The organism is Cupriavidus sp. 22TCCZM01-5 (assembly GCF_057798915.1).
Genome location: NZ_JBYOJR010000006.1, coordinates 70,003 through 92,274 on the forward strand (window position 1 = coordinate 70,003; position 22,272 = coordinate 92,274).

19 protein-coding genes are annotated in these 22,272 nt (G+C 64.2%); 12 read left to right on the plus strand and 7 right to left on the minus strand.

Going from position 1 to position 22,272, the window contains the following annotated elements:
• The first annotated feature begins 19 nt into the window (after window positions 1–19).
• The 10 genes from AC3FNH_RS07960 to AC3FNH_RS08005 all read left to right on the plus strand — a co-directional run bounded on the left by AC3FNH_RS07960 (window position 20) and on the right by AC3FNH_RS08005 (window position 10,630).
• Entirely contained in the window at window positions 20–652 is a 633-nt protein-coding gene (locus AC3FNH_RS07960) for a TorD/DmsD family molecular chaperone (RefSeq protein ID WP_488719657.1), read from the plus strand.
• Window positions 653–786: 134 nt separating this feature from the next.
• The gene (locus tag AC3FNH_RS07965; RefSeq protein WP_276098282.1) at window positions 787–1,002 is read left to right on the plus strand and encodes a formate dehydrogenase; all 216 of its coding nucleotides are present in this window, start codon (window positions 787–789) and stop codon (window positions 1,000–1,002) included.
• A 79-nt stretch (window positions 1,003–1,081) separates the two neighbouring features.
• A complete protein-coding gene (locus tag AC3FNH_RS07970; RefSeq protein ID WP_488719658.1) occupies window positions 1,082–4,111 on the plus strand; it encodes a molybdopterin-dependent oxidoreductase in 3,030 nt (1,009 codons plus the stop codon).
• Window positions 4,112–4,126: 15 nt separating this feature from the next.
• Entirely contained in the window at window positions 4,127–4,798 is a 672-nt protein-coding gene (gene fdh3B / locus AC3FNH_RS07975; protein ID WP_276098280.1) for a formate dehydrogenase FDH3 subunit beta, read from the plus strand.
• Window positions 4,795–5,031 carry a hypothetical protein gene (locus AC3FNH_RS07980; protein WP_276098279.1) on the plus strand — a complete coding sequence of 79 codons (237 nt, stop codon included), beginning with the start codon at window positions 4,795–4,797 and terminating at the stop codon, window positions 5,029–5,031. Before fdh3B ends, AC3FNH_RS07980 begins: the two co-directional genes overlap by 4 nt.
• Window positions 5,032–5,071: 40 nt before the next feature.
• Window positions 5,072–6,277 (plus strand): formate dehydrogenase subunit gamma, encoded by a 1,206-nt coding sequence (locus tag AC3FNH_RS07985; RefSeq protein ID WP_488719659.1) that lies wholly within the window; start codon window positions 5,072–5,074, stop codon window positions 6,275–6,277.
• A gap of 36 nt (window positions 6,278–6,313) precedes the next feature.
• Complete coding sequence (locus tag AC3FNH_RS07990) at window positions 6,314–6,652, plus strand: hypothetical protein (RefSeq protein ID WP_276098277.1); 339 nt, start codon at window positions 6,314–6,316, stop codon at window positions 6,650–6,652.
• Window positions 6,653–6,718: 66 nt separating this feature from the next.
• Complete coding sequence (locus tag AC3FNH_RS07995; RefSeq protein WP_488719660.1) at window positions 6,719–7,549, plus strand: formate dehydrogenase accessory sulfurtransferase FdhD; 831 nt, start codon at window positions 6,719–6,721, stop codon at window positions 7,547–7,549.
• A gap of 85 nt (window positions 7,550–7,634) precedes the next feature.
• Window positions 7,635–8,201 carry a dCTP deaminase gene (dcd, locus tag AC3FNH_RS08000; protein ID WP_029046089.1) on the plus strand — a complete coding sequence of 189 codons (567 nt, stop codon included), beginning with the start codon at window positions 7,635–7,637 and terminating at the stop codon, window positions 8,199–8,201.
• A 158-nt stretch (window positions 8,202–8,359) separates the two neighbouring features.
• Window positions 8,360–10,630, plus strand: a complete 2,271-nt coding sequence (locus tag AC3FNH_RS08005; protein WP_488719661.1) for an Orn/Lys/Arg family decarboxylase — start codon at window positions 8,360–8,362, stop codon at window positions 10,628–10,630.
• A 156-nt stretch (window positions 10,631–10,786) separates the two neighbouring features.
• On the opposite strand, the gene AC3FNH_RS08010 is transcribed toward AC3FNH_RS08005, so the two are convergent.
• Entirely contained in the window at window positions 10,787–12,448 is a 1,662-nt protein-coding gene (locus tag AC3FNH_RS08010) for a SulP family inorganic anion transporter (RefSeq protein ID WP_488719777.1), read from the minus strand.
• Between the two features lie 480 nt (window positions 12,449–12,928).
• Here AC3FNH_RS08010 and AC3FNH_RS08015 point away from each other — a divergent pair, with 480 nt between their 5' ends.
• Both AC3FNH_RS08015 and AC3FNH_RS08020 read left to right on the plus strand, forming a co-directional pair.
• Window positions 12,929–14,023, plus strand: coding sequence for a glycosyltransferase family 4 protein (locus AC3FNH_RS08015; protein WP_488719662.1), 1,095 nt, complete (start codon window positions 12,929–12,931; stop codon window positions 14,021–14,023).
• Window positions 14,024–14,039: 16 nt separating this feature from the next.
• Window positions 14,040–16,244 (plus strand): amylo-alpha-1,6-glucosidase, encoded by a 2,205-nt coding sequence (locus AC3FNH_RS08020; protein ID WP_488719663.1) that lies wholly within the window; start codon window positions 14,040–14,042, stop codon window positions 16,242–16,244.
• Here the strand turns inward: AC3FNH_RS08020 and AC3FNH_RS08025 are convergent.
• The 6 genes from AC3FNH_RS08025 to argH all read right to left on the minus strand — a co-directional run bounded on the left by AC3FNH_RS08025 (window position 16,241) and on the right by argH (window position 22,215).
• Window positions 16,241–16,969 (minus strand): hypothetical protein, encoded by a 729-nt coding sequence (locus tag AC3FNH_RS08025; protein WP_488719664.1) that lies wholly within the window; start codon window positions 16,967–16,969, stop codon window positions 16,241–16,243. The genes AC3FNH_RS08020 and AC3FNH_RS08025 overlap by 4 nt on opposite strands.
• Window positions 16,966–17,580 (minus strand): hypothetical protein, encoded by a 615-nt coding sequence (locus AC3FNH_RS08030; protein ID WP_488719665.1) that lies wholly within the window; start codon window positions 17,578–17,580, stop codon window positions 16,966–16,968. The genes AC3FNH_RS08025 and AC3FNH_RS08030 overlap by 4 nt, the downstream gene beginning before the upstream one ends.
• A complete protein-coding gene (locus AC3FNH_RS08035; protein WP_488719666.1) occupies window positions 17,577–18,143 on the minus strand; it encodes a PAAR domain-containing protein in 567 nt (188 codons plus the stop codon). The genes AC3FNH_RS08030 and AC3FNH_RS08035 overlap by 4 nt, the downstream gene beginning before the upstream one ends.
• 243 nt (window positions 18,144–18,386) lie before the next feature.
• A complete protein-coding gene (locus AC3FNH_RS08040; protein WP_276098268.1) occupies window positions 18,387–20,099 on the minus strand; it encodes a TRAP transporter large permease in 1,713 nt (570 codons plus the stop codon).
• On the minus strand, window positions 20,096–20,638 hold the full coding sequence (locus tag AC3FNH_RS08045; RefSeq protein ID WP_488719667.1) for a TRAP transporter small permease subunit: 543 nt from the start codon (window positions 20,636–20,638) through the stop codon (window positions 20,096–20,098). Before AC3FNH_RS08045 ends, AC3FNH_RS08040 begins: the two co-directional genes overlap by 4 nt.
• Before the next feature lie 164 nt (window positions 20,639–20,802).
• Complete coding sequence (gene argH / locus AC3FNH_RS08050) at window positions 20,803–22,215, minus strand: argininosuccinate lyase (protein WP_488719668.1); 1,413 nt, start codon at window positions 22,213–22,215, stop codon at window positions 20,803–20,805.
• Window positions 22,216–22,272 lie beyond the last annotated feature (57 nt).

Genomic DNA, 22,272 nt, shown 5'->3' on the forward strand with positions numbered 1-22,272 from the left:
AGACAAGGAACATCACGATATGACAGATTTCCAGCCCATCCAGCTGACACCCCCTGCGCACGCCGACGATGCCGAGGACATTGCCCGTGCCGATCTTTATGGTCTCCTGGCCACGCTGTTCTACCGGGCGCCGGACGCGGCGCTGCTTCATCACATCGCTGCCAACCGCGCACCGGACGACGATTCGGACACGGTATTGGGTCGAGCATGGAATATCTTGTGCAATGCGGCATCGGCCACGACCGAGGCCGAGGCGGCTGACGAGTACCGTGAACTGTTCCTAGGTGTGGGCCGCCAGGAGGTCTTCCTGTATGGGTCCTACTACCTGACCGGCTTCCTGAACGAACGCCCGCTGGTGGCCTTGCGCGATGACCTGGACCGCTACGGGCTGGTGCGGCATGACGATGTCAGCGAGACCGAGGACCACGTGGCGACGCTGTGCGAGGTGATGCGCTTCCTGGTTGCCGGCGAGGATATCGCCATTTCCAATCTGGGCGAACAGCAGCGCTTCTACGCGCGGCACATGCAGCCCTGGATCGGAAAATTGTGCGATGCACTAAGCAGCCATCCACAAGCGCGCTTCTATCGCAGCGTTGCCGGACTGATGCAGGCCTTCGCGGAGGTCGAGGCCGTGGCACTCGAGATGCATTGAATACATCGCCCTCGCATATAGGGATTAACCCGGGATCGGCATGGTCTTTCAGCCAGGTTGCACCTAGAATATGCATAAGAACGCATAACGGCTGAATCATCGGCGCGCCAACGCCGAACCGAGGAGTGCCTTACATGAGAGAGAAGCAACCCAGGGTCGCACGCCGCACGTTTCTCGCGGGCGCTGGAGTTGTCGCTGCGGCCGCCGGCGCAGCGTCGCTGACCGCGCGCGGTCCTGCCGCGCCCGTCGGGAGTGCCGTCATTCCCGAGCCCGCCGACGTACCGTCGGACAGCAAGGGCTATCGCGTTTCCGAACACATTCGCAAGTACTACCGCACCACGCTGGTGTGAGCATGCCGGCGGGCCGGCATGCGCGGCCCCGCCTACTCCGCATCTGCTGGATGCCTGCTTTCCTCTGCTGAGGTGAGACATGATCTTGACCCGCAAACGCGCGGCGCAGGGCGCATCGACCCGGCTCGCTGACGGTCTGGCGCAGGCCAGCGCAACTGCCGGATCCGGCCGGCTTTCCACGCGGCTCGCCGCGGGCCTTGCCGGTGCCATGCCGACCATGGACCGGCGCAGTTTCCTCAAGCGTTCCGGCATCGGCGTCGGGGTGGGGCTGGCCGCTTCGCAACTGGCGCTGCTGCGCAAGGCCGACGCCGCCGATGACAAGACCGTCGCGGCCGCGGAAGGCAAGGGCGGCATTGTCGTGAAGCGTACCGTGTGCGGCCATTGCTCGGTGGGCTGCGCCGTCGATGCCGTGGTGCAGAACGGCGTATGGGTGCGGCAGGAGCCGGTGTTCGACTCGCCCATCAATATGGGCGCGCACTGCGCCAAGGGCGCCGCGCTGCGCGAGCATGGCCACGGCGAATATCGCCTGAAGTACCCGATGAAGCTGGTCAACGGCAAGTACCAGCGCATCAGCTGGGACCAGGCGCTCGACGAGATCACCGCCAAGATGAAGGAGATCCGCCAGCAGACCGGGCCGGATTCGATGTTCTTCATCGGCTCGTCCAAGCACAGCAACGAGCAGGCCTACCTGATGCGCAAATGGGTGTCGTTCTTCGGCACCAACAACACCGACCACCAGGCGCGCATCTGCCACTCCACCACCGTGGCAGGCGTGGCGAATACCTGGGGCTACGGGGCGATGACCAACTCGTACAACGATATGCAGAACGCGAAGGCGGCTCTTTATATCGGCTCCAACGCGGCCGAGGCGCACCCGGTGTCGATGCTGCACCTGCTGCACGCGAAGGAGAACGGCTGCAAGGTGATCGTGGTGGATCCGCGCTATACGCGCACCGCTGCCAAGGCGGACCACTATGTGCGCATTCGCTCGGGCACCGATATCGCCTTCCTGTTCGGCGTGCTGTACCACGTCTTCCAGAATGGCTGGGAGGACCAGAAGTTCCTGCACGACCGTGTCTATGGCATGGACAAGGTCAAGGAGGAGATCCTGGCCAAGTGGGCGCCCGACAAGGTCGAGGAAGTCTGCGGCGTGCCCGAGGCACAGGTGAAGATGGTGGCCGAGATCATGGCGAAGAACCGGCCCAGCACGCTGGTCTGGTGCATGGGGCAGACCCAGCACACGATCGGCAACGCGATCGTGCGCGCCTCGTGCATCGTGCAGCTCGCGCTCGGCAATATCGGTGTCTCCGGCGGCGGTGCCAACATCTTCCGCGGCCATGACAACGTGCAGGGCGCCACCGACGTCGGGCCCAACCCGGATTCGCTGCCCGGCTACTACGGCCTGGCCACGGGCGCGTGGAAGCACTATGCGGCGGTGTGGGGCGTCGACTACGAATGGATCAAGAAGCAGTTCGTGTCGCAGGCGATGATGGAGAAGTCCGGCTCGACCGTGTCGCGCTGGATCGACATGGTCACCGAGAAGAACGAGCTGATCGACCAGGACAACAACGTGCGCGGCGTGTTCTTCTGGGGCCATGCGCCGAACTCGCAGACGCGCGGCCTGGAAATGAAGAAGGCCATGGACAAGCTCGACCTGCTGGTCGTGGTCGACCCGTATCCGTCCGCCACCGCGGCCATGGCCAACATGCCGCCGCCCGAAGGCGACAAGGTCAATCCGAACCGCGCGGTCTACCTTTTGCCGGCCTGCACGCAGTTCGAAACCTCGGGCTCCTGCACGGCCTCCAACCGTTCGCTGCAATGGCGCGAGAAGGTCATCGAGCCGCTGTTCGAGTCGATGCCCGACCAGACCATCATGCAGGCCTTTGCCGACAAGCTCGGCTTTGGCAAGGAGCTGTCGAAGAACTACAAGATGATCGAGGTCAAGCGCGCCGGCCGTACCTGGATGGAGCCGGAGACCGAGTCGATCCTGCGCGAGATCAACCGCAGCAACTGGACCATCGGCTACACCGGCCAGTCGCCCGAACGCCTCAAGGCGCATATGCGCAATATGCAGATGTTCGACGTGAAGACGTTGCGCTGCAGCGGCGGCAAGGATGCCGCGACCGGCTACGACCTGACCGGCGACTACTTCGGCCTGCCATGGCCGTGCTACGGCAATCCGGAACTCAAGCACCCTGGCTCGCCGAACCTGTACGACACCAGCAAGCATGTGATGGATGGCGGCGGCAACTTCCGCGCGAACTTCGGCGTGGAGCGCGATGGCGTCAACCTGCTGGCCGAGGACGGTTCATACTCGAAGGGGGCCGAGATCACCACGGGCTATCCCGAGTTCGACCACGTGCTGCTCAAGAAGCTGGGCTGGTGGGACGACCTGACCGACGACGAGAAGAAGGCCGCCGAAGGCAAGAACTGGAAGACCGACCTCTCGGGCGGCATCCAGCGCGTGGTGCTCAAGGTGCATGGCTGCCACCCGTTCGGCAATGCCAAGGCGCGTGCCGTGGTGTGGAACTTCCCGGACCCGATTCCGCAGCACCGCGAGCCGCTGTATTCCACACGGCCCGACATGGTCGCGAAGTATCCGACCCACGACGACAAGATGGCGTTCTGGCGCCTGCCCACGCTGTACAAGACCGTGCAGCAGCGCAACGTCGAGAACAAGATCTACGAGAAGTTCCCGATCATCCTGACGTCAGGCCGCCTGGTGGAGTACGAGGGCGGCGGCGAGGAAACCCGTTCGAACCCGTGGCTGGCCGAACTGCAGCAGGAGAACTTCGTCGAGATCAACCCGCGCGCCGCCTCCGACCGCGGCATCCGCAACGGCGACTTCTGCTGGGTCAAGACGCCGACCGGCGCCCGCATCAAGGTACGTGCGCTGGTGACGGAGCGCGTCGGCCCCGATACGGCCTTCATCCCGTTCCACTTCTCGGGCTGGTGGCAGGGCAAGGACCTGAAGGAGTACTACCCCGACGGCGCGATGCCGGTCGTGCGCGGCGAGGCCGTCAACACGGCCACCACGTATGGGTACGACTCGGTCACGATGATGCAGGAAACCAAGACCACGATCTGCCAGATCGAACGCTTTGCATAAGGGCAGGATGACATCATGGCACGCATGAAATTTATCTGTGACGCCGAACGCTGCATCGAGTGCAACAGCTGCGTCACTGCCTGCAAGAACGAGCACGAGGTGCCGTGGGGCGTGAACCGGCGCCGCGTGGTCACCATCAACGACGGCATGGTCGGCGCGGAGAAATCGATCTCCGTGGCCTGCATGCACTGCTCGGACGCCCCCTGCATGGCGGTCTGCCCGGTCGACTGCTTCTACCGCACCGAGGATGGCGTGGTGCTGCACGACAAGGACGTCTGCATCGGCTGCGGCTACTGCTCTTACGCGTGCCCGTTCGGCGCGCCGCAGTTCCCGTCCACGGGCACCTTCGGCGTGCGCGGCAAGATGGACAAGTGCACCTTCTGCGCGGGCGGACCCGAGAAGAACGGCTCGGAGGCCGAATTCGAGAAGTACGGCCGCAACCGGCTGGCCGAAGGCAAGCTGCCGCTGTGCGCGGAAATGTGCTCGACCAAGGCGCTGCTCGGCGGCGACGGCGACGTGATCGCCGACATCCTGCGCAACCGCGTGATCAAGCGCGGCAAGGGCGGCGATGTGTTCGGCTGGGGCACCGCATACGGGACCAAGGGCGGTGCGCAGCAGGCGCCTGCAGCACCGGCGGCGCCGGCCAACCCGGCCCCCGCCGCGGGCAACGGAGGGCAACCGTCATGACGCACATTCCGATGGCCGCCATGCTGGCCGTGGCCAGCCTGCTGCTCGCGGGCTGTGGCGAAAAGGCCCAGACCGCGACGGCCTCGCACAAGAAGTCGGATGCGCCGGCCTACCAGGGCGCGCCGGACGACCCGTTTGTCGTCAAGGGTTGGACAGCTGGTGACAAGACCACCTGGGACAACCAGATCCGCCAGCGCAACCAGCTGCAGAACGAATACAACCGCACGCCATGACTGCGTCGCAGGCAAGGCGGGGTGACCCAAAGGAGCGCATATGAGGCCCACGCAGATTAGGTGCCCCTGGCGTGCCTGGCTTGCCGCAGGCGCGCTGGCCATGCTGACGTTCACAAGCGGCGGCGCCGCTGTTGCGCAGGCGCAGGCGCCGGCCTCGGCGCCGCCGGCCGCCCAGTCCATGCAGGCCGCGGACGCGAACAACCCGGCCACGCATCCGGTGCAGCCGTTCGCCGGCATTGCCTCGGAGAACATTTTCAACGTGCCGCGCCGCGACGTTGCCAACGAAGCCAGGTCGCAGCAGGAACGCACTGTGACGCAGCCGGGCAATAACGCGCCGGTCTGGCGGGAGGTCAATTCCGACCAGGCCCACTACAGCAGCCTGCCGGCCAAGGAAGCCGGCGTGCTGATCCAGCGTACCGGGCAGCAGTGGCGCCTGTTCCGCAATGGCGTGATCACCGTGTGGGGCGGCTGGCTGCTGGTCGTGGTGCCATTGGCGATCCTGGGCTTCTTCCTCTGGCGCGGCACCATCCCGCTGCGCGAGCCGCGCACCGGCCGCATGATCGAACGCTTCACGCCGTTCGAGCGCATCGTCCACTGGACCATGGCGATCTCGTTCGTGCTGCTGGCGGTGTCGGGCATCGTGATGCTGTTCGGCAAGCATTTCCTGCTGCCGGTGATGGGGCATACGCTGTTCGGCTGGCTCAGCTACCTGCTGAAGAACATCCATAACCTGGCGGGCCCCGTGTTCACGCTGTCGATCGTCGTTGCCTTCGTGATCTTTGTGCGCAGCAACCTGCCCAGCCGTGACGACCTCGACTGGATAACCAGCCTCGGCGGCCTGGCCAGCGGCAAGCACGTGCCGAGCGGCCGCTTCAATGCAGGCGAGAAGATGTGGTTCTGGGGCGGGCTGGTGATCTTCGGGCTGGTGCTGTCCGCGTCCGGGTGGGTGCTCGACATGATCGTGCCGGGGCTCGATTACTACCGCGCCACCATGCAGATCGCCAACGTGATCCACGGCATTGCCGCCGTGCTGATGATCGCGATGTCGCTTGGCCACATCTACATGGGCACCATCGGCATGGAAGGCGCCTACCGTGCCATGCGCGACGGCTGGGTCGACGAGGCCTGGGCCAGGGAGCATCACGAGCATTGGTACGACGATATCAAGGCTGGCAAGATCCCGGCCCAGCGCTCGCCGACGCCGGATGCCGGTGCTGCCCGCCGGCGCAATCCGGGCGAGGCCTGAGGTACGGACATTGACGCTCCTTCACGGATACCGACCATGAAACGCTTCCTGATGCTGGTTGCGCTGGCCGCCGGCGCCGTCGCAACCCAGGCCACGCTGGCCAAGCTGCCGCCGCCGACCGATGCGCAGAAGGCCAAGGCCGAGGAGACCAAGGCGAAGTCGGCCTGGGCCGACAAGGTCGCGGCCTTCCAGCTGTGCAAGTCCCAGGACAAGACCGCGGCACGCTACTACAGCGACATGAAGGCCGGCGGCAAGGAAACTCACGCCCCTGTGCAGACCGCCGCCTGCGTGGATCCGGGGCCATTCGTGCCGCCTGAGGCGCCAGCCGCCCCCGCCGCCTCGGCGGCAGTACAATCGCCTGCAAAGGCGCCGTAATCCAGGCCCCATCGCTTGCCAGGCTGGCGTATGGGGCAAACCTGAGCAGCCCCGATCTCGCCCCCCATGCCTCTGCGTCCCGAACTTACCCACGCGGCCGTTCCCCTGATCGAAGAAGTGGAAGTCGTCGACGAGCTCGGGCGCGCCCGCCCCGCGTACCTGCCCGGGGAGCGCCCGCTGACGGTCTATCTCGACAAGCGCGAACTGGTCACGCTGATGACGCTGGGTGGCGCGCCCGAGCACCTCGTGCTTGGCTACCTGCGCAACCAGCGGCTGGTGGAATCGATCGAGGACATCGCCGCCGTGCAGGTCGACTGGGAAACCGAATCGGCAGCCGTGACGACCAGGACGGGCGTTGACCGCATCGAGGAACGCACCGCGCGCCGCGTGGTGACGACCGGCTGCGGGCAGGGCACGGTATTCGGCTCACTGCTCGACGAGATCGACAATATCCGGCTGCCCGTCGGCGCCATGCTCGACCAGGACACCCTGTACGCCATCATCGACACCATCCGCCTGCAGCAATCGGTGTACAAGCAGGCCGGCTCGGTACATGGCTGTGCGCTGTTCCGCGGCAGCGAACTGCTGATGTTCGTGGAGGACGTGGGCCGCCACAACGCCGTGGACGCGATCGCCGGGCGCATGTGGCTGGAAGACATAAGCGGCGACGACAAGGTGTTCTACACCACCGGCCGCCTGACCTCCGAAATGGTGATCAAGGGCGCGCAGATGGGTATCCCTTTCCTGCTGTCGCGCTCGGGCGTGACGCAGATGGGCTATCAGATGGCGCAGCGCGTCAACCTGACCCTGTTTGCCAGGTGTACGGGCAAGCACTTCTTGCTATACACGGGGAAAGAGCGCTTTCAACACCGCCTGGCCGAGGAAGTTGTTGCGTAGGCAGCACTTCAATTGGCCCGGCATCGGGGCGGATTGGTTGTACAATTCGGCGCACTCTGCCTAAGCGTTTACCCCTCCCGACCCTATGAGCATCAAATCCGACAAGTGGATCCGCCGCATGGCGGAGCAGCACGGCATGATCGAGCCGTTCGAACCCGGCCAGGTGCGGGAGGCTGACGGGCGCAAGATCGTGTCGTACGGTACGTCGAGCTACGGCTACGACATCCGCTGTGCCGACGAATTCAAGATCTTCACCAATATCAACAGCACCATCGTCGACCCGAAGAACTTCGACGAGAAGTCCTTCGTGGACTTCAAGGGTGACGTCTGCATCATCCCGCCGAACTCGTTCGCGCTGGCGCGCACGATGGAGTACTTCCGCATTCCGCGCAGCGTGTTGACCATCTGCCTGGGCAAGAGTACGTATGCCCGCTGCGGCATCATCGTCAATGTGACGCCCTTCGAGCCCGAGTGGGAAGGCTATGTGACGTTGGAGTTCTCCAACACCACGCCGCTGCCCGCCAAGATCTACGCCGGCGAAGGCTGCGCCCAGGTGCTGTTCTTCGAGAGCGACGAAGTCTGCGAGACCTCGTACGCCGACCGGGGCGGCAAGTACCAGGGCCAGCACGGTGTCACACTGCCGAAGACCTGAGCGCATTACAATGCCGGCGTTTGCCGGAACGGACGGCTCGCACTAGACGCGCGGGCGCCAAGACCTGACGTGAGAGCCACATGTCGCCGTCGCAGGGGAACCCCTGCCGGCCATGTGGCTCAGTCCTTTATGTCCTGCTTTCCCATCAAGGATGCCCGATGAAATTCCGCTTTCCCGTCATCATCATTGACGAAGACTTTCGCTCCGAGAACATCTCCGGCTCGGGCATCCGCGCGCTGGCCGAGGCGATCGAGAAAGAAGGCATGGAGGTCATGGGCCTGACCAGCTATGGCGACCTGACCTCGTTCGCGCAGCAGTCCAGCCGTGCGTCGACCTTTATCGTGTCGATCGATGACGACGAGTTCGTGACCGCCGATGACCAGCCCGAGGCGGCTGCCATCGAGAAGCTGCGCGCCTTCGTCAACGAAGTACGCCGCCGCAACACCGACCTGCCGATCTTCCTGTACGGCGAGACCCGCACCTCGCGCCATATCCCGAACGATATCCTGCGCGAGCTGCACGGCTTCATCCACATGTTCGAGGACACCCCCGAATTCGTGGCGCGCCACATTATCCGCGAAGCCAAGGTCTACCTCGACACGCTGGCGCCGCCGTTCTTCAAGGCGCTGATCGACTACGCGCAGGATTCGTCGTACTCGTGGCACTGCCCGGGCCACTCGGGCGGTGTGGCATTCCTGAAGAGCCCGGTCGGCCAGGTGTTCCACCAGTTCTTCGGCGAGAACATGCTGCGCGCCGACGTCTGCAATGCGGTCGACGAACTCGGCCAGCTGCTCGACCACACCGGCCCCGTGGCGGCGTCCGAGCGCAATGCCGCGCGCATCTTCAACTCGGACCACATGTTCTTCGTGACCAATGGCACGTCGACGTCGAACAAGATGGTGTGGCACGCCAACGTGGCGCCGGGCGACATCGTGGTGGTGGACCGCAACTGCCACAAGTCGATCCTGCATGCGATCATGATGACGGGCGCGATCCCGGTCTTCCTGATGCCCACGCGCAACCACTACGGCATCATCGGCCCGATCCCGAAGAGCGAGTTCGACCCGGAGACTATCCGCAGGAAGATCGCCAATCACCCGTTCGCGAGCAAGGCGAAGAACCAGAAGCCGCGCATCCTGACGATCACGCAGGGCACCTATGACGGCGTGCTGTACAACGCCGAGCAGATCAAGGAGATGCTCGCCTCGGAAATCGACACGCTGCATTTCGATGAAGCGTGGCTGCCGCACGCGGCGTTCCACGAGTTCTATCACGACATGCATGCGATTGGCCGCAACCGCCCGCGCAGCAAGGACGCGCTGGTGTTCGCCACGCAGTCCACGCACAAGCTGCTGGCCGGCCTGTCGCAGGCCTCGCAGATCCTCGTGCAGGATTCCGAGACGCGCAAGCTGGACCGCTACCGCTTCAACGAGGCGTACCTGATGCACACCTCGACCAGCCCGCAGTATTCGATCATCGCGTCGTGCGACGTGGCCGCGGCGATGATGGAAGCTCCCGGCGGCACCGCGCTGGTGGAGGAAAGCATCCAGGAAGCGCTGGACTTCCGCCGCGCCATGCGCAAGGTCGAGGGCGACTTCGAGGCCGGCAACAACGGCGACTGGTGGTTCAAGGTCTGGGGGCCCGACACGCTCAACGAAGAGGGCATGCCCGAGCGCGAAGAGTGGATGCTCAAGGCCAACGAGCGCTGGCACGGCTTCGGCGACCTGGCCGACGGCTTCAACCTGCTAGACCCGATCAAGGCCACCATCATCACTCCGGGCCTGGACGTGGACGGCGAGTTCAGCGACCGCGGCATCCCGGCAGCCATCGTCACCAAGTACCTGGCCGAGCACGGCATCATCATCGAGAAGACGGGCCTGTACTCGTTCTTCATCATGTTCACCATCGGCATCACCAAGGGCCGCTGGAACTCGCTGGTGACCGAGCTGCAGCAGTTCAAGGACGACTACGACCAGAACCAGCCGCTGTGGCGCGTGCTGCCAGAGTTCGTCGGCAAGCACCCGCAGTACGAGCGCATGGGCCTGCGCGACTTGTGCGATGCCGTGCATAGCGTCTACAAGGCCAACGACGTGGCGCGCGTGACCACCGAGATGTACCTGTCGGACATGGAGCCGGCGATGAAGCCTTCGGATGCGTGGGCGATGATGGCACACCGCGAGATTGAACGCGTGCCGGTGGACGAGCTCGAGGGCCGCGTCACCGCCATCCTGCTGACGCCGTATCCGCCGGGCATCCCGCTGCTGATCCCGGGCGAGCGCTTCAACCGCACCATCGTCCAATACCTGAAGTTCGCGCGCGAATTCAACAAGCTCTTCCCGGGCTTCGAGACCGACGTGCACGGGCTGGTGCTGGAAGAGGTCGATGGCCAGAAGGCTTACTTCGTCGATTGTGTGAAGCAGGGCGGGTGAGCTTTACGCTGATGCGCTGAGGTGGTCATGCGCCGGCCTGCCAAGTGGGATGGCAGGCCGGTTTTTTTTGGGTGCTTCGCCGGATTGGAGGGTTTGGGTGGGGGTGCAATCTGGCGAAGATCCCTTCTTTTTGACAGCGCGCTCCCAAATGCGCTCTCACGCCTTCCAGTCCACGTTGAAGTCGCCCAGGTAGTCATCCACCGCTGCGCCCACCGTTGGATGAAAAGCATCCTTCCCCAGTTTGTCGAACAGTTCAAAGCGCTTGAGCTTGTCCTTGACGGGGTCCTTCATCTCCGCGAAGTGCAGCTCGATTCCGCGCTCGTCCAGGGCCTTGTCGAGTTCGCGCAGCATGTCCGCCGAGGTCACGTCGACGCTGGTCACCGGCTCGGCCGCCACCACCACGCGCCGCACCGCCGTGGGCGAGGCATCGACGGCGCGCAGCACGCATTCCTGGAACAGTTCGGCATTCGCGAAGAACAGTGGCGCATCCCAGCGGAACAGCACCAGGCCCGGCACGCGGCGCGCGTTCGGGTAGCGCTCCACGTCGTGATAGCCACGCACGCCGTCGGCCCGCCCGAGCACCGCGTAGTGCGGGCGCCAGCCGTCCCACAGGAACTCGATGATGGCAATGACCACGGCCAGGCAGATGCCCGGCACCGCGCCAAAGACCGCGACGCCGGCAAAGCAGGCCATTGACAGCCAGAACTCCCACTGCTGGATGCGGTAGATCCGCCGAAGGTCGGTAAACTCGAACAGGCCGAGCGCCGCCGCGATGACGACCGCGGCCAGCGCGCTGTTGGGCAGGTGGCGCATCAGGTCCGGTGCAAACAGCAGCAGCGCCGCCACGGCCAGCGCGCCGACCACGCCGGTGAGCTGCGTGCGCGCACCCGCGGCCTCGGCCACCGGCGTGCGCGACGCGCTGCTGCTGATCGGAAATCCCTGGAACAGCCCGGCGGCCAGGTTGGCGGCGCCCAGTCCGACCATTTCCTGGTTCGGGTCGACCGGGTACTTCAGGCGCGCGGCGTAGGTGCGCGACAGCACGCTGGTATCGGCGAACGCCACCAGCGCAACCGCGCAGCCGCCCAGCACGATCTGGGTCAGGTCGACGCCGCTGAGCCACGGCAGGGCGAAGCCGGGCAGGCCTTGCGGCATCTTGCCGAGCACCTTGACCCCGTGCGCATCGAGACCGAACAGGCTCACGCTGAGCGTTGCCAGCACGACCGCGATCAGCACGCCGGGCACGCGCTCGAACCGCTTCAGCAGCAGGATCAGTACCAGGCTCGCGCCGCCCACCGCCACGCTGTACCAGTTGGGCTTGCCGTCAAGGATGGCATTGCCCAGGCTCCACAATTCCCGCAACGGCCCGGCATCTTCGATCGAAATGCCAAACAGCTTGGGCAACTGGCTGACCAGCACGGTGAACGCGATGCCGTTCATGTAGCCATAGCGAATCGGCTTGGACAGCAGTTCGGTAATGAAGCCGAGCCGCAACAGGCCGACAACGATACAGACCAGCCCCGATACCACTGCCATCATGCTCGCGATAGTGATGGCGCGTGCCGGGTCGCCGCCGGAAAGCTGGACCACCACGGCCAGGATCGGCGCCGCCAGCGCGGAGTCGGGACCCAGTACCAGGATGCGGCTCGGGCCGAACAGCGCGTACGCGAGCAGCGGGACGATGGTGGCGTACAGGCCGTAGATGCCCGGCACGCCCGATGCTTCGGCATAGGCGATGCCGACCGGCACCAGCATGGTCGTGAGCACCAGTCCCGCCGCCAGGTCGCGCGGCAGCCAGCCAAGCTCGTACGTGCGCAGCATCTGCAGGCCCGGCAGCCAGCGCAGCCAGCCGGAGGTCGAATCATGAGCTGCGGTCTTGCGTGCCGTTGGGCTGTAGGGTTGGTCGGACACGGGCTCCTCTCTGCGGTTGCGCAACAGGATTCGAAGTGGACGATTCCTAGCATAGCAATCCGCGCGGATGGCGGGCATGGCGTTTGCAGCGATGGGTTTCAAGCCTGAGATAGATCGCGGAAACGGCACCTGGGCTGTGGGACCGTTTTTGTTGCGGCGCGGCACGGTACTGCCCGCAAGACGCGGGTAAAGGTGGCGCAAGCGGCAGCCAGGCTTGGCCTGCTCACAAGGCACGCGGCGCTCAAGGCAGCCGCGACCACCATGGGACGGGTACACCGGCGCAGGACCTTCCAGCGTGATCGGGTGGTCCAGCGCAAATCGCGCGGAGGCGGGAACCAAGCAGTCCTGCAACCGGTGGTCAAACTTTTCAGCAGCGCGCATATCCTGCCAATGAAAATCGCTCAAATTGCCCCGCTTCAGGAATCCTGCCCGCCCAGGCACTACGGCGGCACCGAACGTGTCGTGGCGTATCTCACCAATGAACTGGTCAGGCTGGGTCACGACGTGACGCTGTTTGCCAGTGCCGACTCATCGACTGCCGCCCGGCTCGTGAGTTGCGTGCCGCGGGCGCTGCGCAGCGACCCGTCGGTGCGTGACTTCGTGCCCTATCACGCGATGATGCTTGATGAAGTCCTCCGGCGGGCAGACGACTTCGATATCCTGCACTTTCACACCGAGCTGCTGCATTTCCCGATGGTGCGCAGCTTCGCGCATCGCACGGTGACCACACTGCACGGCAGGCTGGACCTTCCGGACCTGTGGCCGTTCTACTCCGTGTTCCCGGACATACCGCTGGTATCGGTGTCGCTCGGGCAGCGTGGTCCCATGCCGCCGGTCTCCTGGCTGGGCAACGTCTATCATGGCCTGCCTGAACAGCTGCTGCCGTTCCATGCCTCGGGCCGGGGCGGCTACCTGGCTTTCCTCGGGAGAATCTCGCCGGAGAAGCGCCCCGACCGCGCGATCGAGATTGCCGTGCGAAGCGGCCTGCCGCTGAAGATTGCCGCCAAGATCGACCGCGTCGACCGCGCATACTGGGAAGCCGACATCGCGCCGCTGCTCAGCCGGCACGCCAATGTGGAGTATCTTGGAGAAATCGGCCAGCGCGAAAAGATGCGCTTCCTCGGCGACGCCCGTGCGCTGCTGTTCCCGATCGACTGGCCCGAGCCTTTCGGCCTCGCGATGATCGAAGCCATGGCCTGCGGCACGCCGGTGATCGCGTTCCGGTGCGGCTCGGTCCCGGAAATCGTCGATGACGGGGTCACCGGCTTCGTCGTCGACAGTATCGACGAGGCTGTGGCGGCAGTCGGGCGTATCGGCGACATCGATCGCTGCGGCGTGCGACGCGCGTTCCAGGCGCGCTTCAGCGCCGAACGCATGGCCAACGATTACCTGGCATTGTATGGCCGCCTGCACGACCCGGCGTCCGGCAATGGGCGCCCGTATCGGGGTCAGCCCGCCGACCCGGCCTTGCACATCGCGGCCTGAACCTGGAGGGGAATCCATGCTTGATGCTCCCGAAGGCCGGCGCGGCACGGAGCCGGAAGCGACGCCGTCCGCGCCCATTGTGATCGCCGCGTCGCGCTCGCTGCGCCAGACCCAGCCGCGCACGCTGAAGCATGGCGATACCTTCTCCGTGTTCGACCAGCACGGGGACGCGATCGCCGGCTCGGGCGGCTCGGACGGCATCTATCACTGCGACACGCGCCACCTGTCGCACTTCCACCTGACCATCAACGGGTGGCGTCCGATCCTGCTCAGTTCCGTGCTGCGCGACGACAACGCCGCGTTCAGTTGCGATCTGACCAACCCCGACCTGTTCGATGCGCAAGGGCAACTGGCCATGCCGCACGACCTGATCCATGTACGCCGCTCGCGCTTCCTGTGGGACAGCACTTGCTACGAGCGGCTGGCCGTGCGCAATTTCGATGACGTGCCGCGGCACATCCGGCTGGAACTGGCGTTCGCGGCGGATTTCGCCGACTTGTTCGAGGTGCGCGGTGCCAGGCGCACCAGGCGCGGCCGTCATCATGCGCCTGTGCTGACGGGCAATGACGCGCGGCTCGCGTACACCGGGCTGGATGATTGCGAGCGCACCACGCATCTGTTATTCGATCCCGCGCCGACGCTCCTGCGTGAGGACGGGGCGTTATTCGAGCTGGAACTGGTGCCGCAGAAGACATATCTGCTTTACGTGGAGGTGTGCTGCGGCCAGGTGCGGCCCGAAGGGCCTCCCCTGCATTACGCCTTCCCGTCGGCCCTGCGTGCTTCGCGGCGCGCACTCCAGGCGTTGTCGGCGCAGGCCGCAACGGTGACCACCTCCAACGAGATCTTCAACGAGGCCGTGGGCCGCAGCATGTCCGATCTCTACATGCTGATCACGCAGACGCCTTACGGGCCCTATCCCTACGCCGGCATTCCTTGGTTCAGCACCTTTTTCGGCCGCGATGCGCTGATCACGGCGATGGAAACCCTGTGGCTGGACCCGGACATCGCGCGCGGCGTGCTGGGTTACCTGGCGGCGCACCAGGCGACGACATCCGATCCTTCGGCCGATGCCGAGCCGGGCAAGATCCTGCACGAAAGCCGCAAGGGCGAAATGGCGAACCTTGGCGAGGTGCCGTTCCGTTGCTACTACGGCAGCATCGATTCCACGCCGCTGTTCGTGATGCTGGCAGGCGCCTACCTGGACCGCACGCATGACCTGGCCACGGCACGCGCGCTGTGGCCGCATATCGAGGCGGCGCTGCGCTGGATCGACCAATATGGCGACCGCGACGGCGACGGCTTCGTCGAGTACGGGCGGCGCAGCGCCGAAGGGCTGCTCAACCAGGGCTGGAAGGACAGCCGCGATTCGGTCTTCCATGCGGACGGCACCCTGGCGGAAGGCCCGATCGCGATGGTGGAGGTGCAGGCATATGTGTACGGCGCCTTGACGGCGGCCGCACGGATCGCACACAGCCTGGGCCACGGCGGACGTGCTGTCGCACTCGAAACGCGTGCCGCGCAACTGCGCCAGCGCTTCGACGACGCCTTCTTCGACGAGGCACTGGGCACCTACGTGCTCGCGCTCGATGGCGACAAGCGGCCATGCCGCGTGCTGTCCTCCAATGCGGGCCATGCGCTCTATACGGGCATTGCACTGGCGGAGCGCGCGGCGCCGGTGGCGGCCGCGCTGATGGGCAGCGCGTCGTTCTCCGGCTGGGGCGTGAGGACCATCGCGTCGAGCGAAATCCGCTACAACCCGATGAGCTATCACAATGGTTCGGTCTGGCCTCACGACAACGCCATCATCGCCGCCGGGATGGTTCGCTACGGCTTGCGCGAAGCGGCATTGCGCATCTTCGACGGCCTGTTTGCCGCGTCCACCCATATCGACTTGCGCCGCCTGCCCGAACTGTTCTGCGGCTTCGTGCGCCGGCGCAACCGCGGCCCGACGCTGTATCCGGTGGCGTGTATCCCGCAGGCCTGGGCGGCCGCCGCGCCGCTGTCGCTGCTGCAATCGTGCCTGAACCTGGACTTCGACGTGGGCGCGCGCCAGATCCGCTTCGGCTATCCGGCGCTGCCGTCCTTCATGGAGGACGTGGTGCTGCAGGGACTCTGCGTTGCCGATGCGTCCGTCGATCTGATGCTGCGGCGTACGGGCAGCAGCGTGGTCGTGAATGTGCTGGCGCGGCGGGGGGATGTGCTGGTGACGACCACGAATTAGCCGTGGGGCTTCAAGTGGCTATCTGCCTCCTCGGAGGAAAACTCAAAAGGATTGTCAGGTTGACTGAACTTGAGATGCATCACCTTCCCGGTCGGAGTGAAGCGAGCTCGCTCGAACGAGTAATAATCCATCTGCAAGCCAACGCGAACCGTCCGCGCGTCGTCGAACAGATAGCTATTCTTCGGAAAGGAAATTCCGCCGCTCCTTGTTGATACTACTGCCCGACATGCTGAAAGCAGGCTCGGCAAATGCAGGAAGGTCGCCTTGCCATTCTGGCGGATCGGGTCAATCAGCAGGTAGATTTGAGTGTGCCGGCCAGCCTCGCCGGATCCGTTGCTGTGTCCTTCTACGCACAGCAGAGGGGGCCGGTAATCGGTTCGTTGCGCAAGAAACACCAAGGCACTTGTCGGCACGATATCCAAGGCATGCTCGCCGGGGAACGTTGTGGCACGGGCAAAACGATAGGCCCGGCCGTTGACGATGACGCGATTCCCGGCGACTTCAATATTCACAGGCTTTCCTTCCAGTTCGGATCGAAGCTGAATATAAATGCCTGGCTTGTCGGGATACGCGTACGCAATACCAGCGTCGCTCCTGATCGGATCATGAAACACGGCACCTGCCTGATCGGCATAGAAGGCATCATGGCTTTCGTAGGTAGGGGCCGCAACGCAATCTCCGGCAAGAAGAATCAGGGTCGCGGCCAGTATCGAAGCTGACTTCATCTATATGCCTTGCCTCCAGAGGCTTTCACGTAGTCTGGATTGTGGCCCCAGAATATTGAGCTGCCATGCGCGGCAGTAGAAACCCAAATGGAATCATATCTTCCACGCTCGGCGCCATCGACTATCTTTCCGGTCTTCTTGTTCCTGACCCTCCAGTACACAATAGTCTCACGTCGCTTCTCCTGTACGCCAAAGATGTTATGAGCGGGGCTTCCGAATTTGAAACCATCTTGTACTTTCGGATGCTTGGCATAGTTTGTCTTGAAGTCGAGACCGTCCCACCAGAACGCACCATTAGAAGGATCTGGTCCATCATTGGCTAAGGCCTTTTTTCCCCATTCAACGGCGAGTTTCATGCCCGGATTGAGTTCTATGTCTTTGACCGAGGCGCGCATTAACTTATTGAAACGAGCGTTTGACCCATCCCATGCATACGAATAGTTAGGATCGGCAGCTCGTAATTGCGATACCGTCTTTCCGCCCCATGCTCGACATCTGTTAGCCACAGCAAAGGCAATTCCACCGATTTCCTCGGAGTCATCGCGAATGGAAGCTTCCCCGTAGGCGATTGCAGCAAGCAAGCGCAGATCCTGGTCAATCGCGTCGCTCATCGAACGTCTCCCGCCCGCCAAGCGACAAGAACTATATGCGGATGCTCTTTGACTGCGAAGGAGCGAGTCGCCCCAGCTGCAAGCGCTTCATCATGAACAAGGGTTTGGCCGTAGCTCGAAATCTTGTAGGTCATGCCTTCGACGGGCTCCCCGGTCTCCGCATCAACGATCTCAAAGAAGTGCTCGAGCTCGTCGTCCGTTGCGCTCAACGATGCTGCGGAGTATCCGGTCGCTGCCTCCGGGCCACTGGCAGCATTCGTACCGCAGTCCATCCAATTTACTTCGACTGTGGTGTCCCATTGCGTATGGACGACGTAGGGCTTGATCGGGCACTTGCAATACACGCGGGCGCCACTCACGAGCAGTTGCTTACCCATTACGTCGAAGTTCGGATGGCAATCGTTAAATACGGGCCCGCTGGATTTGCAAGCCGGGCAAGTTGCAATGTCGCCCTCGACGCCCATCGGCACGCCATGATGCGTGAAACCATGGTGGCAGGCGATGAGTTGGCCTCCGGTACTTGTCGGATCGCCGTTCTTCAGTGCATAGCGAATATCGGGCATTCGTGGTCCCTCCGTGACAGAAAGAACCAGCTATACATGCCGCAACAAGCGCCGGATATAAGGAAAGGATGAAAATCGCCTGATGTTTTCGAGATAGGGCAGTCTCTGACTTTCAAGTCCTGGAGGCGATGGACCCGCCGTAGCAGAGGCAGGCCTGCGACGTGCGCTTATCCGGCGCAGAGCAACGCGCGGAAAAAAAATGCCCCGCATCCGCGGGGCATTTGTCGGTTTGACAGCCTCAGCCTACTTCTTCTCGAACTCGAACTGCGGCGCCGCCGGCTCCGCGGGTGCCGCTGTGCCTGGCAGTTCCAGCGTGCCTGGCGCCGATGCCGGCTTTTCCGGCTCGCCGCCGAGCGGAATACTGACCTCCGCCCCGGTGTTATGGTGCAGCGACCCCTTGTCCAGGAAAGCGGTCACCATGCCCGGCCAGAACATCACGGCCAGCACCATCAGCAACTGCAGGCCGACCCAGGGCAGGGCGCCCCAGTAGATGTCCGAGCTCTTGACCTCCTTGGGCGCGATGCCCCGCAGGTAGAACAGCGCGAAGCCGAACGGCGGGTGCATGAACGAGGTCTGCATGTTCACGCACAGCATCACGCCGAACCACACCAGCGCCGCGGTGGCCGCGGCTTCGGGGTTGCCGCCCATCGAGTCGGCGACCACCGGCGCCAGCACCTTCACCGCCACCGGAGCCAGCATCGGCACCACGATGAAGGCGATCTCGAAGAAGTCCAGGAAGAACGCCAGGAAGAAGATGAACAGGTTCACCACGATCAGGAAGCCGATCCAGCCGCCCGGCAGCGAGGTGAACAGGTGCTCCACCCAGGCACCGCCGTCCACGCCCTGGAATACCACTGAGAAGCAGGTGGAGCCGATCAGGATGAACACCACCATCGCCGTGATGCGCGCGGTGGACTGGTAGGCGTCGACGATCAGCAGGCGCAGGTCGGTCATCTGGCCGGAACGGATGACCAGCCACAGGATGACCAGGTAGAGTACCGCCAGAGGAATGCGGAACAGATGCGAGCCAAAGGCAAAAACGCCCACGGCCGCGGCGATCAGCGTCGCTACAATGCCGGCGCGGTAGACCAGGCGGTCGGTGCTGGTGAAGGCCTTGTCGCGGATCACCGCAAGCACCAGCGCGCCAACGGCACCCATGGCGCCCGATTCGGTCGGCGTGGCAATGCCCAGCATGATCGTGCCCAGCACCAGGAAGATCAGCACCGCGCAAGGGATGATGCCGCGCAGGCACTTGGCCCACAGCGCCCAGCCCCGCAGCGTGCGGGCTTCGGCCGGAACCGGCGGCAGCCAGTCGGGCTTGAAGCGCGCCAGGAAGAACGTGTACAGCGCGAACAGCGCGATCTGCACCACCGACGGGCCCCACGCGCCCAGGTACATGCTGCCCACGTCGGCGCTGCCGGCGGGCGTCTTGAGCTGGTCGGCCAGCACCACCAGCACCAGCGACGGCGGCACCAGCTGCGTGATGGTGCCCGACGCCGCCAGCACGCCGGTGGCGTACTTCATGTTGTAGCGGTAGCGCATCATCACCGGCAGCGAGATCATCGCCATGGCGATCACCTGCGCGGCCACCGTGCCGGTGATCGCGCCCAGGATGAAGCCGACGATGATCACCGAATAGCCGAGGCCGCCGCGCACCGGGCCGAACAGCTGGCCCATGGAGTCGAGCATGTCCTCGGCCAGCCCGCATTTCTCCAGGATCGCGCCCATGAAGGTGAAGAACGGGATGGCCAGCAGCAGCTCGTTGGCCAGCACGCTGCCGAACACGCGGCTGGGCACAGCCTGCAGGAAGCTCAGCGGAAAATAGCCCCACTGGATAGCCAGGAAGCCAAAGGCCAGGCCGACGGCGGACAGCGAAAACGCGACCGGGAACCCGATCAGCATGAATACCACCAGGCCGCCGAACATCAGCGGCGGCATATATTCCAATGGAATCATTGCACCGGCCTCTCGTATTTGGATTCGATACGCACCAGGCCTTTCAGGGCGGCAAAGCGCTTGATCAGTTCAGATACACCCTGCAGGGCGAGCAGGGCGAAGCCGACGGGCACCACCAGCTTGATCGGGTAACGCGGCAGGCCGCCGGAATTGCCCGATTGCTCGAGGAGGCGCCACGAGGGCAGGAACAGGGAATCCCAGGACAGCCACGTGAACAGGATGCACGAGGGCAGCAGGAAGACGATGATGCCGAAGATGTCGATCCAGTGCTGCGCACGCTCCGAGACATTGCCGTAGATCAGGTCGACGCGGACATGTTCATTGCGCTGGAAGGTGTACGAGGCGCCGAACATCACGGCGATCGCAAACATGTACCACTGCAGTTCGAGTGGCCAGTTATCGCTCAAGTTGAAGCCATAGCGCAGTAGGGCGTTGCCTGCGCTGATCAGGCACGACAGCAGGATCATGATGTTTGCAAGCCTGCCCGTGTGCTGATTCAACCTGTCGATCTGTCGTGACAGACCAAGCAAGTAGTTCATGGGTTGTCTCCCCGGTTTTTTGCGGCGATTAGTTTATCTGTAACAAAATGCGTCGGCGCTTGGGGCTAATACCTATCACATTGCGCAAAAATACGGCATGCCAAAGAAAAAAGCCACGATGGCCGGGCCATCGTGGCTTTTTCTTGCTTGAGCTTACGCGGAACTTACAGCGCGGCGCGTGCGGCGGCGATGGCGGCGCGCACCTGGTCCGGTGCGGTGCCGCCGATGTGGTTGCGCGCGGCGACCGAGCCTTCGAGCGTTAGCACGCCATGCACGTCGTCACCGATCAGCGCGGCCTTGTCGCCCAGGCCAGACACCTCGCGCAGCTCGGCCACGCTCAGGTCGGCCAGGTCGCACTGGCGGCTGTCGCAGGCGCGCACGGCATGGGCCACGGCTTCGTGCGCGTCGCGGAACGGCAGGCCCTTCTTGACCAGGTAGTCGGCCAGGTCGGTGGCGGTGGCGTAGCCCTGCAGCGCGGCGGCGCGCATCGCCTCCGGCTTGACGGTGATGCCCGGCACCATGTCGGCGAAGATGCGCAGCGTGTCGACCACGGTATCGACCGTATCGAACAGCGGTTCCTTGTCTTCCTGGTTGTCCTTGTTGTACGCGAGCGGCTGGCCCTTCATCAGCGTCAGCAGGCCGATCAGGTGGCCGTTGACGCGGCCGGTCTTGCCACGCGCCAGTTCGGGCACGTCGGGGTTCTTCTTCTGCGGCATGATCGAGCTGCCGGTGCAGAAGCGGTCGGCGATGTCGATAAAGCCGACCCGCGGGCTCATCCACAGCACCAGCTCTTCAGAGAAGCGTGACACGTGGGTCATCACCAGCGCGGCGGCGGCGCAGAATTCGATGGCGAAGTCGCGGTCCGAGACGGCGTCCAGCGAGTTGCGGCACACGCCGTCGAAGCCGAGCTGTTGGGCAACGAATTCGCGGTCGATCGGATAGCTCGTGCCGGCCAGCGCGGCGGCGCCCAGCGGCAGGCGGTTGACGCGCTTGCGGCAATCGGCCATGCGCTCGGCGTCGCGCGTGAACATTTCCACGTAGGCCAGCAGGTGGTGGCCGAACGTGACCGGCTGCGCCACCTGCAGGTGCGTGAAGCCCGGCAGGATGGTGTCGGCGTTCTGGTCGGCCAGGTCCAGCAGCGAGACGCGCAGCGCGCCGAGCAGGGCGATGATGTTGTCGATCTCGCTGCGCAGCCACAGGCGGATGTCGGTCGCGACCTGGTCGTTGCGCGAACGGCCGGTATGCAGTCGCTTGCCGGCGTCGCCCACCAGCGCGGTCAGGCGCGCCTCGATATTCAGGTGGACGTCTTCCAGGTCCAGCTTCCACTCGAAGCCGCCGGCCTCGATTTCGCCCTTGATCTGCGCCATGCCGCGCTCGATCTCGGCGCGGTCGGCGTCGGCGATGATGCCCTGCTTCGCCAGCATGGCCGCATGGGCCAGCGAACCCTGGATGTCGAACAGGGCCAGGCGCTTGTCGAAGAACACCGAGGCGGTGTAGCGCTTCACCAGATCGGACATCGGTTCGGAGAAGCGGGCGGACCAGGCTTCGCCTTTCTTGGCAAGTTGGGAGGTCGTCATGGACGTCAGGGCTGTGGCTCGCGCGGCGTGCGGCCGGTGCATGACCATGCGGGGCGG